Source organism: Desemzia sp. C1, assembly GCF_020882875.1.
Lineage (GTDB): Bacteria > Bacillota > Bacilli > Lactobacillales > Carnobacteriaceae > Desemzia > Desemzia incerta.
In genome coordinates, this window is sequence record NZ_JAJIZP010000001.1 from 50,788 (window position 1) to 65,162 (window position 14,375).

The 14,375-nt window shown below is 37.1% G+C and carries 14 protein-coding genes and 2 pseudogenes; 12 read left to right on the forward strand and 4 right to left on the reverse strand.

Annotated elements, in window-relative coordinates; translation table 11 throughout:
- The first annotated feature begins 321 nt into the window (after window positions 1-321).
- The 3 genes from LMF32_RS00240 (at window position 322) to LMF32_RS00250 (ending at window position 2,989) form a co-directional block, all read left to right on the forward strand.
- Window positions 322-1,716 (forward strand): acetaldehyde dehydrogenase (acetylating), encoded by a 1,395-nt coding sequence (locus LMF32_RS00240; protein ID WP_230523432.1) that lies wholly within the window; start codon window positions 322-324, stop codon window positions 1,714-1,716.
- A 235-nt stretch (window positions 1,717-1,951) separates the two neighbouring features.
- Window positions 1,952-2,212, forward strand: a complete 261-nt coding sequence (locus LMF32_RS00245; protein ID WP_230523433.1) for a hypothetical protein — start codon at window positions 1,952-1,954, stop codon at window positions 2,210-2,212.
- A gap of 93 nt (window positions 2,213-2,305) precedes the next feature.
- Window positions 2,306-2,989 carry an IS6-like element IS1216 family transposase gene (locus tag LMF32_RS00250; RefSeq protein WP_230523434.1) on the forward strand — a complete coding sequence of 228 codons (684 nt, stop codon included), beginning with the start codon at window positions 2,306-2,308 and terminating at the stop codon, window positions 2,987-2,989.
- 206 nt (window positions 2,990-3,195) lie between these two features.
- Here LMF32_RS00250 and LMF32_RS00255 read toward each other — a convergent pair whose 3' ends face one another.
- Complete coding sequence (locus LMF32_RS00255; RefSeq protein WP_230523435.1) at window positions 3,196-4,578, reverse strand: sodium:alanine symporter family protein; 1,383 nt, start codon at window positions 4,576-4,578, stop codon at window positions 3,196-3,198.
- 506 nt (window positions 4,579-5,084) lie between these two features.
- A complete protein-coding gene (locus LMF32_RS00260; RefSeq protein WP_230523436.1) occupies window positions 5,085-5,972 on the reverse strand; it encodes an IS3 family transposase in 888 nt (295 codons plus the stop codon).
- A gap of 355 nt (window positions 5,973-6,327) precedes the next feature.
- Between LMF32_RS00260 and merR the strand changes: the two genes are divergently transcribed.
- The 8 genes and pseudogenes from merR to LMF32_RS00290 form a co-directional block, all read left to right on the forward strand.
- Entirely contained in the window at window positions 6,328-6,729 is a 402-nt protein-coding gene (gene merR / locus LMF32_RS00265; RefSeq protein WP_230523437.1) for an Hg(II)-responsive transcriptional regulator, read from the forward strand.
- A gap of 13 nt (window positions 6,730-6,742) precedes the next feature.
- Window positions 6,743-6,964, forward strand: coding sequence for a mercury resistance system transport protein MerF (gene merF, locus LMF32_RS00270; protein WP_230523438.1), 222 nt, complete (start codon window positions 6,743-6,745; stop codon window positions 6,962-6,964).
- Window positions 6,965-6,967: 3 nt separating this feature from the next.
- Window positions 6,968-7,267: a mercuric transporter MerT family protein gene (locus LMF32_RS13525; RefSeq protein ID WP_278046239.1), complete on the forward strand. Its 300-nt coding sequence runs from the start codon at window positions 6,968-6,970 to the stop codon at window positions 7,265-7,267.
- 6 nt (window positions 7,268-7,273) lie between these two features.
- Complete coding sequence (locus LMF32_RS00275; protein WP_177206439.1) at window positions 7,274-7,426, forward strand: hypothetical protein; 153 nt, start codon at window positions 7,274-7,276, stop codon at window positions 7,424-7,426.
- Window positions 7,427-7,441: 15 nt separating this feature from the next.
- Window positions 7,442-7,594, forward strand: a pseudogene (locus LMF32_RS13650) (heavy metal-associated domain-containing protein); the annotation flags it as partial.
- A gap of 32 nt (window positions 7,595-7,626) precedes the next feature.
- Window positions 7,627-9,267, forward strand: a complete 1,641-nt coding sequence (gene merA, locus LMF32_RS00280) for a mercury(II) reductase (protein WP_230523439.1) — start codon at window positions 7,627-7,629, stop codon at window positions 9,265-9,267.
- 125 nt (window positions 9,268-9,392) lie between these two features.
- The gene (locus tag LMF32_RS00285) at window positions 9,393-10,739 is read left to right on the forward strand and encodes an NAD(P)/FAD-dependent oxidoreductase (protein ID WP_230523440.1); all 1,347 of its coding nucleotides are present in this window, start codon (window positions 9,393-9,395) and stop codon (window positions 10,737-10,739) included.
- A 384-nt stretch (window positions 10,740-11,123) separates the two neighbouring features.
- Window positions 11,124-11,389 (forward strand): annotated as a pseudogene (locus LMF32_RS00290) (YnfA family protein); the annotation flags it as partial.
- A gap of 245 nt (window positions 11,390-11,634) precedes the next feature.
- Here LMF32_RS00290 and LMF32_RS00295 read toward each other — a convergent pair.
- Both LMF32_RS00295 and LMF32_RS00300 read right to left on the reverse strand, forming a co-directional pair.
- Window positions 11,635-12,198 (reverse strand): recombinase family protein, encoded by a 564-nt coding sequence (locus tag LMF32_RS00295; RefSeq protein ID WP_048728526.1) that lies wholly within the window; start codon window positions 12,196-12,198, stop codon window positions 11,635-11,637.
- Window positions 12,199-12,613: 415 nt separating this feature from the next.
- Entirely contained in the window at window positions 12,614-13,495 is an 882-nt protein-coding gene (locus LMF32_RS00300) for an Rgg/GadR/MutR family transcriptional regulator (protein WP_230523441.1), read from the reverse strand.
- 106 nt (window positions 13,496-13,601) lie between these two features.
- Between LMF32_RS00300 and LMF32_RS00305 the strand changes: the two genes are divergently transcribed.
- Window positions 13,602-14,375 (forward strand): ABC transporter transmembrane domain-containing protein (locus LMF32_RS00305; RefSeq protein ID WP_230523442.1); only part of this gene is annotated, 774 nt, incomplete at its 3' end.

Sequence of the window (14,375 nt, forward strand, 5' to 3'; positions counted from 1 at the left end):
CCACGGGGATGATGGAAAACATTAAGGATGACAGTTCGATTATGAAGAAATTGAGATTGTACAGGACAAAAGTGATGTAAAATATCAACTATCTAAGCAACGTAAAAACCTGTCCATCGAAATATTGAATTTTTATGTAAGCGCTTTATTGTCTCATTCTTGCCATGAAAGGCGAGTACTGAACGCCAAGTGGTTGCCACTGAGAGGAGGTGATGGCAGGACGCAAAAGATAACGTTACTGCTCACATGATAAATATTGACATGAAAAATTATTCGGTTTTAGGAATAAAAAATAAAATCATAAAAGGAGAGGGATTAAAAGTGTTACGTGATATTGATTTGCAATCCATCCAAGAAGTAAGAAATTACCTTAAAGAAGCTAAAGAAGCGCAAAAAATTCTTGCAAAAATGACACAAGAAGAGATTGATAAAATTGTTGAAAGCATGGCAAATGCAGCTAGAGAGGAAGCTAGCCGCTTGGCAGCTATGGCGGTAGAAGAAACTGGTTTTGGTAATGTTGCAGATAAAACGACGAAAAACCTTTTTGCGGCGAATGACGTTTACAACTCTATCAAAGATGAGAAAACTGTGGGTATTATTCGTCGAGATGAAGAAAATCGCGTATGGGAAGTTGCTCAACCTGTAGGAATCGTTGCAGGAATCGTCCCATCCACAAACCCAACTTCAACAGTTATTTTTAAATCATTGATCGCAGTTAAAGCAGGAAATACTATTATTTTCAGTCCACACCCAGCAGCTGCAAAATGTACAGTAGAGGCTGCAAGAATCATGCAAGAAGCGGCAGAGCGGGCTGGAGCTCCAAAAGGCTTGATTTCTTGCATCACACAACCAACAATGGCTGCAACAAACGAGTTAATGCAGCATAAATTAACTGATGTCATTTTAGCAACTGGCGGTCCTGGCTTGGTGAAAGCAGCTTACAGCTCTGGAAAGCCTGCGTTTGGCGTAGGACCTGGTAACATACCAGTCTATATCCATGAAAGTGCAAATATCGCAAAAGCTGTTGAACTAATCATCCAAAGTAAAACTTTTGACAATGGAACCATTTGCGCTTCCGAACAAGCTCTTTTAGTTGATGAATCTATTAAAGAAAAAGTTATTGCTGAGTTAAAACAACAAGGCGCTTACTTCTTAAATGAAGATGAAAAACGTAAAGTTGAATCCGTTATTATGGTGAACGGTGCATTAAACGCTAAAATTGTTGGTAAGACTCCACAAGTAATTGCGGAAATGGCAGGTATTGAAGTTCCTGTTGACGTAAAAGTGCTTGTTGCGGAAGAAACAGGAGTGGGTAAAGAATATCCATTCTCAATCGAAAAGTTGTCTCCAACTCTAGCATTCTATACTGTAAAAGGTACGGAAGAAGCAAGCGAGCTTGCACTAAAACTGCTTGAATTGGGTGGACTCGGTCACACAGTTGGAATTCACGCTGAAGACGAAAAAGTGATTGAAGCGTTCGTAATCAATAAACCAGCAGGACGTATTATTGTAAATTCTGGTACAACATTTGGTGGAATTGGTGCTACAGTGAATTTAATGCCATCCTTGACACTTGGATGCGGTGCAATCGGCAACAACGTTACATCTGACAACGTTACAGTAACTCATTTGTTCAACATTAAACGTGTTGCTTTTGGCGTTCGCGAGATGCCAAAAAAAGATGAGGCACAAAAAGAAGCTGCATTAACGAAATAATAAAGCAGGAAAGTAATATATAACAAGCCCAGTGATAAACTGGGCTTGTTATATTTTTTTGGCCAATTGTTACTTCTATAGAGCAGATTTTTAAAAAAAATTAAAATTGGCGGGCAGCTAATCAGGGGGATATGAGATGAATGTTGAATCGGAATGATTTAGTGTTTCACATTGCAAAATAAAAATTGGGATATTTATTGTAGTATCATGTGTGTTGATTATCCAGCAGTAACTGTTGAAACGAACTGGAAGGAAGAAAAATGGCGAAAGAAAAAACAACGTAATGTGCGCTCTTGATAAAAAAATGATTCCTTACAATATCATTACTTATGACAGCCGGGATGGAAGAATTGACGGCATATTTGTTGTCCAAAAAATTGGGAAAGACCCGCAATTGGTATATAAAAAATTAGTCACTCAGGGAAATAGTGGAAACATTTATGTGTCTGTCATCCCTGTAGAGTCGGAACTGGATTTGAAAAAACTGCAAAAATAACGGGAGAGATGAATATCGCGGTTCTGTTGCAAGGTTTTAAATCTACTATCAAATAAGATAGAATAATAGAAAAAGATAGCAGGAGGAATGACGATGAATCATTTTAAAGGAAAGCAATTTCAGCAGGATGTGATTATTGTAGCCGTGGGCTACTATCTTCGTTATAACCTTAGCTATCGTGAAGTTCAAGGAATCTTATATGATCGTGGCATTAACGTTTCTCATACAACGATTTATCGTTGGGTGCAAGAATATGGCAAACTACTCTATCAAATTTGGAAAAAGAAAAATAAAAAATCCTTTTATTCATGGAAAATGGATGAAACGTACATCAAAATTAAAGGAAAATGGCATTATTTGTATCGAGCCATCGATGCAGATGGTTTAACCTTGGATATTTGGTTACGTAAAAAACGGGACACACAAGCAGCCTATGCTTTTCTTAAGCGGTTAGTGAAGCAGTTTGATGAACCGAAGGTTGTAGTCACAGATAAAGCCCCCTCTATTACAAGTGCCTTTAAGAAACTAAAAGAATACGGTGGCTTTTATCAAGGGACAGAACATCGTACCATTAAATACCTGAATAATTTGATTGAACAAGACCATCGTCCAGTAAAGAGACGCAATAAATTCTATCGAAGTTTACGCACTGCCTCTACCACGATTAAAGGTATGGAAGCCATTCGAGGATTATATAAGAAAACCCGAAAAGAAGGCACTCTCTTCGGGTTTTCGGTCTGTACTGAAATCAAGGTATTATTGGGAATCCCAGCTTAAATCATAGATACCGTAAGGGATTTTATTCTTTATTTAAAACTTTGCAACAGAACCATCTAAATATACACAATCACTCGAGGTTTGTATATGTTTTTTTGAAGGAGCTGCGGGATGAGTCATTATTGCTTCGATTGATTTTTATACGCACGATTCGACTAAAAAAGAAGCTGGAACTACTGTCCCAGCCTCTTCATCATTCTACTCAGTTAATCATTTCCTTGTTTTTCATTTCTATAAATGCCGTCTTTCCCGAAATAATTCTTGGTCAGTCTGACGACGACTGGACTCAGCAGGAGAAGGCCTATCAGGTTAGGGATGGCCATCAGTCCGTTTAGCGTGTCCGCAAGTGCCCATACGGCTCTCAAGCCTCCAATAGCTCCGACAACAATCAGTGGAATGAAGATCAGTCGGTAAATCACTATCGATTTAGACCCGAACAGGTACTCCATGCACCGCTCGCCGTAATAAGACCAGCCTAATAATGTAGAGAAGGCGAAGAATACCAGGCCGAAGGTAACGATATACCCACCAAACGGCATTCCTTCTTCAAACGCTACTGTTGTGAGTGCTGCGCCATCTTCACCGCTTCCCCAGGCGCCTGTCATGACAATAACCAGAGCGGTGATTGTACACAGGACCAGTGTATCAGCGAAAACTTCAAAGATTCCCCATAGTCCCTGTCTAACCGGGTGATCAGTCGTTGCTGCTGCATGGGCAATCGGTGCACTTCCCAGACCAGCTTCGTTAGTGAAAACTCCTCGAGCAATACCGAAACGGATAGCCATAGTCAGCGTTGACCCTACAAATCCACCCAGTGCTGCTGAGCCAGTAAATGCGTCCCGGAAAATAACCCCGAAGGCAGCTGGAACCAGTTCAATATTTAAAAAGATAATAAGCAGTCCACCCAGAATATAAACGGCGGCCATAAATGGTACTAAAACAGATGTGACGCGACCAATCTGCTTGATTCCACCGATCGTTACCAGTGCTACAGCGACAGCAAGGACCAGCCCGGTAATCAGCGGATCGATGTTAAAAGTCGTGTTCAGCGAATCAGCGACAGAGTTGGACTGCACCATATTTCCAATTCCAAACGTTGCAGTTGTTCCAAAAATCGCAAACAGAACGGCCAGCCATTTCTTCTTGGCTCCAGTCTCGAGATAGTACATCGGTCCTCCGACGTAGCGGCCATCTTCAGTTTTTTCTCTGTATTCTATGGATAAAACCACTTCGGCGTATTTAGTTGCCATCCCGACGACAGCTGCCAGCCACATCCAGAACACGGCTCCCGGTCCCCCTATAGCAATGGCAGTACCGACACCTGCAATATTCCCTGTTCCGACAGAGGCGGCCAGTGCTGTGGAAACAGCCTGGAACGCGGTTACTTCTCCTTCACCGACTTGTTCCTTTGCAAACATCTTGAAAAACGTCTGCTTCATGGCGTAGCCAAACTTGGTGATTGGTACAAAACCTGTTCTCACCATGACAAATGCACCTGTTCCCAGAATCAGAAACAAGAGTGGCCATCCCCATACCAAATCGTTGACCACATCGTTGATTCCCATGAACTGCTCAATAAAACTCTCCATACTTTCTCCCCTTAACGTGTATTTTTTCTCATCTTTCTCTAATATATAGTATACAGAAATATCAGACAGATGCAAAACGACCTTGAGAATATTGGTTTTTTCGAAATATTTTAGTAGCTTTATATTAAATTTTTGTTAGTGAAAATGAAAAACGGACTTAGTCATGAGAGTATCTGTCTTCTCATGACCAAGTCCATTCGTTGTTATTTATCCTATAACAGCTCATCCGCCAATAATTTGTATACGTTAAGTCTCTGCTTTTGAGTATGCTGAATGGGGTATCCCTAACAAAGATTTAAAAGGAATGTATAATCAAAAAGATAATACAGAAAATATTATCTTTACTGAAAAAACTAAAATGGCGATTGATAATTCTAAGTTATCAAGTCATGAGTTCCATAGAAATAAAAACGCGATTGTCATTGGTGTGAACTGCCCCCTGTCAAGTAGACAGGTAAATAAATAAAATGTTTAAGCCATGCATCAATTTTAATATGCATGGTTTTTTATGCTGGAATACGCAATCCCATGCTAAGTGGAACTCGCTCCATATTATAAAATTCAATATAAGATTGAAGTGCATCATTTAACTCTTCAAACGTATCGTATGCTTCTAATTGTGGCATTTCTGATTTCAGAATACCCCAGAAGCTTTCCATCGGACCGTTATCTATACATTTACCCACTCTGGACATGCTATGTATTACATCGTTTCTAGAAATATATTCTCTAAAAAAATGAGAAGTATATTGAAATCCACGATCACTGTGGATCAATGTTTTATTCGGGATAAGTTGATTTTCAATTTGTGAAAACGTATCTCGAACTAAGGCATTGTTATTGTGGTGTGAGAGTTTGAATGCTATTATTTTTTGGACACCATAATCTAAAATAGCGCTTAGATATGCTTTTGAATTATTACCGTAAGGTAATTCTGTTACATCTGTAAGTAGCACTTCCATTGGCTTGTATTCTTCTTGGAATGCTCTATTTAAGATGTTTTCTGCCACATGATTAGGTGTATGCGGTTTGTAATTATATCTTTTTTGACGAATAACAGCTTTTAATTTCAATAATTTCATTTCGTTTAAATCACGAATCTTTTTTTCCATTTCTTTAATTTTCCCTGATGCAAATCCGAGCATTTCTTGTGAATGAAATTCCTTGTCCCCTTTAGATGCTGCTAAGAGATCTTTAATTTCTTCCAACATAAACCCTAGATCCTGAGCCCGTTTGATTAATTCAATGTCCTGAATCACTTCTTGAGGATACATTCTGTATCCAACATTATTTCGAGGAGGATCTGAAATCAAACCACGCCTTTCATAGTATCGAATGGTTTCGATATTCATATTCGTTGCTTTTGCTACTTGACCTCTAGTCAAACCTTTCATTTCATTCCCTCCTCATTTATATTATGCACCCTGTATCATGGTACAGGGCAATAGTTATTATAAAAAATTTCCCTCTTCATTGAAAGGAACCGGCCTCGTTAGCTGTAATCCTGTCAGGAAAATGCAGATTTACAAAGCTTATTTTCCCGACGGGTTCATTTATGTCACTATTTAAAGGAATAACAAATACAATCAAATGGTCATTTGACTATAATGTTTGAGTAGATCACAATAATAACCAAGTGGAGTTGATAGGCTCCCTTAAAGTACAAGCAAGACACTTGAAGAAGAAAAATGCATTATACTTGACCGCGTACTATGGTACGTGGTTTACTATTATTTAGGGGTGAACTATGTGAGTTATCGTATTACTGCATTTGCAGAAAAATGTGGGGTAAATAAAGAGACGATTAGATATTACGAACAAAAAAATTTATTACAAGAACCTTCCCGAACGAAAGCTGGTTATCGGATATATTCAGATGATGACGTTAAGCGTGTTGGGTTTATTAAACGAATACAGGAACTTGGATTTTCTTTAAACGAGATTTATAAATTATTTGGTGTTGTAGATAAAGATGAAGTTCGTTGTCAAGATATGTTCGAATTTGTTTCTAAAAAACAAAAGAAAGTTCAAAAACAAATAGAGGATTTAAAACGAATTGAAACTATGTTAGACGACTTAAAACAACGATGTCCAGATGAAAAAAGTTTATATGCTTGTCCGATAATTGAAACCCTAATTGAGGAAGAATGAAAGGAATTTTGAAATGAAACATAAAGAGACCTTTATTGCAGGGCTTATAGGTACATTTTTGGTTTTATTATGTTGGGCTACACCTACTTTAGTTATTTTATTAGGTACGCTTGGATTAGGTGCAATAACAGGCTATTTAGATTTTGTTCTGATTCCTGTTTTAGCTGTTTTTCTTGGTTTAACTTTTTATGCTTATTCTAAATATGAAAAATCACATAAAAATAAGAAGATGTAAAAAATGAAAGAAAGAGTTGTTGCAATTGCTTCGATGTTTTCAGCTTTTTTAGCAAGTCTTTGTTGAATTGACTTAGCGATCTTAATACCACTTGGTCTAAGTGGTTTAGCTGGAACACTTGCCGTTACGTTTGCGCCATATCGAATTTGGTTTATTGTTATCACTGTTGTTATGCTTTCTTTTGCTCATTTACTTGTATGGAAACAAAAAAATAGTTCAAAGAAAACGAAGAAGTTGTTATGGGTTAGTACAATCGTTTCTGGGGTAATGCTTATCTATACATTGTTCAGTCAGAGGATATAAGGCATGATGAAATATTTAATATATCTATTCATTATATTTGGATTGGTTGTTGTCCTTTCTGGGTGTGGTCAAAAAGCAGTTGAAGAAGGTTCAAAAACAAGTGAGGTTCCATCAGAAAACTTAGAATCTGTTTCGTTTAAAATAGATGGTTTTACTTGAGTATCTTGCGCTTTTACGGTGAGTTCCGCCGTTTCTAATTTAGAGGGTATTCAAGATATAGAAGTTGAAGGATCAGGAGAAACCCAACTTACATTTGATAAATCGAAAACTAGTTTAGAAGAAATTGAAGAAATAATTACTGATTTAGGGTATGAAATAAGGAAATAGGAAAATTTAAGATAAAACAGGAGGTTAAGGTAATGAATAAATTTAAGATAAATATTCAAGGAATGACTTGTACAGGTTGTGAAGAACATGTAGCCGTAGCACTTGAAAATGTGGGAGCTAAGAACATTGAAGCTAGTTTTCGTCGTGGTGAAGCAGTATTTGAATTACCCGATGATATTGGGGTGGAAAGTGCAAAAAAGGCAATTGATGAAGCAAAATACCAGCCTGGAGAAATAGAAGAAGTACAATCTGAAGAAAAAATAGTTTTAGGTGATGAGGGAGACTATGACTTACTTATCATTGGTTCTGGCGGGGCTGCTTTTTCGGCTGCGATTAAATCGGTTGAATATGGGGCAAAAGTAGCTATGATTGAGCGTGGAACCGTTGGGGGAACATGTGTAAATATTGGTTGTGTGCCATCAAAAACACTTCTTAGAGCTGGGGAAATCAATCATTTGGCAAAAGTCAACCCATTTATAGGTTTACAAACATCTGCTGGAAAAGTGGAATTAGCTCCTTTAGTAAAGCATAAAGATGAGTTAGTAAGCGAACTTCGGAATCAAAAATATATCAATTTAATTGATGAATATGGCTTTGAGTTAATTGAAGGTGAAGCAATATTTGTTGATGAAAATACAGTTGAAGTTAACGGGAAGAAACTTTCTGCAAAGCGTTTCTTAATTGCAACGGGCGTTTCTCCTTCCTTACCGCCGATTTCAGGACTTGAAAAAGTGGATTATCTAACAAGTACAACATTACTTGAATTAAAAACGGTACCAAAACGATTAACGGTTATTGGTTCAGGATATATCGGAATGGAACTTGGGCAATTGTTTCATAATTTAGGTTCAGAAGTCACGCTTATGCAAAGAAGTGAGCGACTTTTAAAAGAATATGATCAAGAAATTTCAGAAGCCGTAGAAAAAGCGTTAATTGAACAAGGTATTAATCTTGTAAAAGGGGCAACTTTTGAGCGTGTAGAACAAGAGGGGCAAATCAAAAAGGTTCATGTAACAGTAGATGGTAAGAAAAAAGTGGTGGAATCAGAGCAGTTACTTGTTGCAACAGGAAGAAAACCAAATACAGATGCTTTGAAATTAAGTGCCGCAGGGGTTGAAGTTGGAAAACGAAAAGAAATCCTGATAAATGACTACGCTAGGACAAGTAATGAAAAGATTTATGCTGCAGGCGATGTAACATTAGGACCTCAATTCGTTTATGTAGCATCATATGAAGGTGGAATTGTTGCCGATAATGCGATTGGCGGATTAAATAAAAAATTAGATTTATCCGTTGTTCCTGGCGTAATTTTTACAAATCCTTCGATTGCAACGGTTGGTTTAACAGAAGAACAAGCAAAAGAAAAAGGCTATGAAGTAAAAAAATCTGTATTGCCTTTAGATGCAGTTCCAAGAGCAATAGTAAATCGTGAAACAACAGGGGTTTTTAAGCTTGTTGCCGATGCAAAAACTTCAAAATTACTAGGGGTTCATATCGTATCTGAAAATGCAGGAGATGTGATATATGCGGCGACATTAGCCGTTAAGTTTGGATTAACAGTCGAGGATTTAAAAGACAGCCTTGCACCATATTTAACAATGGCAGAAGGATTAAAATTAGCTGCTCTTACCTTTGATAAGGATGTTTCGAAATTATCTTGTTGTGCAGGGTAACAACACAATGAATCCACCGTTTGGTTAAGACGGTGGAGTCTTTCAACCTTGGACAAGGTACGCGGTTTCATTAGATAGAAATAAGGCAAACGTATTATAGAGTCAATTCTGCGAGGAGGTTAATGATGATAAAGAAATACGATCTTATTGTGATTGGTACAGGTTCTGCGGGTTCAATCACAGCAGCAAAATGTAATAAAGCCGGCTGGAATGTAGCTATGGTAGATGACAGGCCGTTTGGAGGCACGTGTGCACTACGTGGATGTGACCCAAAAAAGGTTCTACATGGTGCTGCCGAGCTTATTGATTGGAACAAACGGATGGTTAAGAATGGAGTACCGTCTGAAGTCTCCATCAACTGGAAAGATCTTATGAATTTTAAAAGAACCTTTACAGATGATGTCCCGGAAAAAAAAGAGGAAGCATTGAATAAACAGGGAATCGATACGTATCATGGCAATGCATCTTTCGTGAGTGAGGACAAACTTGAAGTGAATAAAGAAGTGCTCGAGGGGAGTCATTTCTTGATCGCTAGTGGTGCGAAACCTACCCCTTTACCCATAGAAGGAGAAGAACATCTTACTTATAGTGATGAGTTTTTGGAGTTGGATGAATTACCACAAAGAATCGTCTTTGTTGGTGGTGGGTATATTTCGTTTGAATTTGCTCATATCGCGGCACGTGCTGGATCAGAAGTTCATATTATCCATCGAGGTCAAAGACCTTTGGAGAATTTTGATATAGATCTTGTAGATATCCTTTTAGAAAAGTCGAAAGAGATTGGCATACAGGTACATCTTCAACATTCCGTTGAATCCATTGAAAAAGAACAAGGAAAGTTTCATGTGTACGCTCGAAAAAAAGAGGATATAACGCGGTTTGAAGCAGACATTGTTATTCATGGTGCTGGACGGGTCCCTGCCTTAGATATGAATCTTGAAAAAGGGAATATAGAAAGGAAAAAACATGGTGTCCATGTTAATGAGTATTTGCAAAGTGTAAGTAACCCGAATGTCTATGCAGCTGGAGATGCTGCAGCAACGGATGGCTTGCCCCTCACACCTGTAGCCAGTGCAGATTCTCATGTCGTAGCATCTAATTTATTGAAAGGGAACAGCAAAAAAATTGAATATCCCGTGATTCCATCTGCTGTATTTACCGTACCTAAAATAGCATCGGTAGGTATGAGCGAGGAGGAAGCCAAAAACTCTGGCCGGAATATTAAAGTAAAGCAGAAAAACATCTCCGACTGGTTTACGTATAAACGGACAAATGAGGACTTTGCTGCGTTTAAAGTGCTGATTGACGAAGATCATGATCAAATTGTTGGTGCTCATTTGATTAGTAATGAAGCCGATGAACTGATTAATCATTTTGCAACAGCCATTCGTTTTGGGATTTCAACCAAAGAATTGAAACAAATGATATTTGCCTATCCAACAGTAGCTTCAGACATTGCACACATGTTGTAATTTTTATCATATGTTTTTCTAGCATGATTTTTCCATTATCTCTTGTACACGCTTATTCAGAAAAGGGCGATTGTTGAAAATCAAAAGCTTAATTTCTCACTAAAAATACGGAGGAATTAAGCTTTTTTATCTTTCAAAATCCTTAACGTCCGTATTTTTCCGACGGTACCTCGACTATTAAGTATTTGATTTGCATATATAAAATCCTCGTTCAATACTATCCCTCCAAACTGTTGTTAATCACTCTATGCTTGAAATAATTATCATAGTTCAAAAAGGATACGTTATAATTGCTATATTGATTAAATGTTCAAGGAGTGCTTTATGATTTATACAATTGTAGTATTCATTGTTGCAGGATTAGCTGAAATTGGTGGTGGTTATCTAATTTGGTTATGTCTCAGAGAAGGGAAGCCCTTTATTTGGGGATCTTTGGGGGAATAGTCATAGTTTTATACGGAGTCATTGCTACATTTCAATCATTCCCATCGTTCGGTAGAGTTTATGCTGCCTATGGAGGAGTATTTATTGTTCTTTCTGTATTGTGGGGATGGGGCATTGATAAAAAAACACCTGATTTATATGATTGGGTTGGTGCTGGTATTTGCTTGGTTGGGGTATCAGTAATGCTGTTTGCACCACGTCAATAAAAAAACTTCTTCAACTGGCGCTTTACTTGAAGAATCAACCTAAAAAAGTCGGTTCCTTAGCGTACAGGAATTCGACTTTTTTAGGTTGAAATTCCCTTAACGTACAAAATTTCCGAAATGTTGGCGGTACCCCTAACTATAGGTTGCAACATAAATCTTAACGAAAGATATGGGTAAAAATACTTTTTAGCTCAGTAACGTGAATAAGTGACTCACTTTTAAATATGAAATTGGCTCAAAATGCGTTATTTTTTCTTACTCTTTATATATCGATAGAGAGTAGCTTTACTGATACCAGTCATTTCTGTAATCTCTTTGCCACTATACGCTTTGCTCTCATACAGTTTCACGGCTCGTTCAATATCACGTTTGTTCACACGTGGTCTTCCGCCTATCCGACCTCGGGCACGGGCACTCTGGAGCCCCTCTTTCGTCCGCTCCACAATCAAATCACGCTCGAATTGGCTGAAGGCCTGGAAAACGGTCATCATGAGCCTCCCCTGCGGGGTGGTTGTATCGAAGTTCTCCTTCAGGCTGACCAGCTTCACGTCCTGCTCCTCGAAGTAGGTGACCAGGTCAATCAGATCCTTGGTGCTTCGTCCCAAGCGGGAGAAGCTCTCCACCACCACCGTGTCCCCAGGTCGCAATTTATCCTTTAGACGGTTCAACTCAGGACGATTGCTCTTCGTCCCTGTCATTTTCTCCGTCAAGATTTCGTTGCAATTTTGTTTCGCTAGCAAGTCTAGCTGCCGATTCAGATCCTGGTGTTGCGTGCTGACGCGCGCGTATCCGTAGATATATCCGCTCACAGTTCTAACCCCCTTTGTTACCCTCATTGTATCACAAAGGGTTGTTAAAGATACATAGATATTGATACAACTTTTGAGACTAAAAAAGAGCGCTTTTAGAGAAGAAAGAGTCGCTTCTCAAAACAGTATCATAATCGATTGTTTTTGATACAAGAATAATAAATAGAAAAATAGAACCTCTTCTGATTTTACGACCCAGAAGAGGTTCTATTTTTTTCTTAGTTATTTCTTTTTGATTTAATACGATAAGGCAGACATTCCTCTAGTGATGTTATCTCTCTATAAACTTTTTTCAAAATCAATCGCTCCAGCAGGAAAATATCCAATTATCTATAAGTTTGCCTTCTCGCATAAGGCATAGATTTGATTAAGAGCGTAACAAGCCAGAGATTATGTAGTTTTTTAATCGGGTTAATTAGCTTTCGCTTTTAGCATGCAATGGTTCAGTCTTTTCTTGGTGAGTAGTGACCAATTTTGAATAGGTTTCATTATTCAACTTATTTACTATTTGTGACAAATCGGTTATTTTTTTTAGTGCTTCTATTGCTTGGTCTCTTTCTTCCTTGTCATAAAGACGGATTAAGTTTTTTAAAAATAAATAAGCCAGTTCATTCCGCTCACTGGTATATAAATTTTGTCGACTTATCCGCATGTCTTCAATAGCTATTTTTGCTCTATTGAGTTCTTTTTCTTCCAAAGTTAAATGGATAAAATTGACATAAAGATGAGAATGCCAGTTTGCAAATTCACTATTAACGGCTGCTAGTCCTTTGCTGTTGTCGAAAAAAAATTGTGCTTTTTTGAAATATTGGTTTCTTTTCTTAGAAGGGACTATAGACATAATATTATTAAATAATTTTGTTTCAAAAAAGGTCCAGCTGCTTATTCTGTCTAGATAGTTAAAGATAAAGTCGAAACTTAAATCACCATCTGACTCTTTAGATAAAATAAGTTTGAATAATAGTGCAACTCTGCTCAAAAAGACTTCTGTTTGATTGGACGAAAAGCGTAATTTGTTATGGAGGTTGGTTAAAGAATTTGGATCTTGATTCCAGTAAGCGTTAAAAATAGTCACTAAAAAATCATCTGTGGTAAAGAGTTTCCCATGATGTTTATACATAAATTCATCGTAAGATACATTTATCCTATTTAACAATTCTTGAAATTTTTCTACAGAAATAGAGTGTAGTCCTTTCTCAAATTTTTGAAAGAAAGATCTAGAAACAATGCCTGTGTAAACTTCTTTTTGTGAAATGTTTTTCTGCATACGTATTTTTCTAAACGTTAATCCTATCAACTGATGTACCTCCGTATTTTTTGGGTAGTTTATGACCCATATCATAACATAAAGAGTGCTCGAAATAAGATAAAATAACAGTACAAACGGATACGGAGGGATACAAATGATTAAATTTTATAATAAACAGTACCTAGCTGCAGCTTTTATTTTCATTGGACTTGCAGCAGTAGAGACTACTTTTAATGCCGCTACTTATGCGTATATTTTTAAGGTTATTGAGGAAAAAGACACCTCTCTATTATTAAAGTACATTATTCTTGTTGTCTTGGGTTACATATTGTTTTCTATTATTACTTATTTAAAAGATTTTTGGACAAATAAGAATATTGCTTTTTTTAACACGTCTTTAAAGACTGAATTAATAAGGAAAATTTTAGAAAAAGAGACTTCTTTAAGTAAAACCGAAGGAGTATCAAGTAATACATCATTTTTTATGAACGATCTCAAGTTACTTGAAGAAAATTACGTAAAGCAACTATTCAATGTCGTCAGCTATTTAGTTACTCTAGTTGTTATTTTGACTTTTTCTATGAGCAATAGTTTTTTAATGACCGTTATCTTTTTAGTGTTTACATCAGTAACACCAATGTTTACAAACATTTATAAAGAAAAAATAGAAGAAAGTAATAGTCATTGGACAAAAGAGAATAAATCTTTTTCTTCTATACTAAAGGATATCTTAAGTGGGGCTGAAACAATAGCTTCATATAAATCCGAAAATTATTTCATTAAAAAATTTTATCAGAAAGTAAAAGGTTTAGAAGAGAGTACTAAAGACATGAATAATGCCATCTCATTATCGAATGCATTGGTCATCGCTTTATCATATTTATTTATGTATCTTCCGATTGGCATTGGTATCTACTTTACTATTCAA

Bases quoted from the DNA above. Each gene is read 5' to 3' on its own strand.
- LMF32_RS00285 (WP_230523440.1), top strand. From the start codon at position 9,393: ATGATAAAGAAATACGATCTTATTGTGATTGGTACAGGTTCTGCGGGT.
- LMF32_RS00255 (WP_230523435.1), bottom strand. From the start codon at position 4,578: ATGGAGAGTTTTATTGAGCAGTTCATGGGAATCAACGATGTGGTCAAC.
- merF (WP_230523438.1), top strand. From the start codon at position 6,743: ATGAAACATAAAGAGACCTTTATTGCAGGGCTTATAGGTACATTTTTG.
- LMF32_RS00260 (WP_230523436.1), bottom strand. From the start codon at position 5,972: ATGAAAGGTTTGACTAGAGGTCAAGTAGCAAAAGCAACGAATATGAAT.
- LMF32_RS00275 (WP_177206439.1), top strand. From the start codon at position 7,274: ATGAAATATTTAATATATCTATTCATTATATTTGGATTGGTTGTTGTC.
- LMF32_RS00250 (WP_230523434.1), top strand. From the start codon at position 2,306: ATGAATCATTTTAAAGGAAAGCAATTTCAGCAGGATGTGATTATTGTA.
- merA (WP_230523439.1), top strand. From the start codon at position 7,627: ATGAATAAATTTAAGATAAATATTCAAGGAATGACTTGTACAGGTTGT.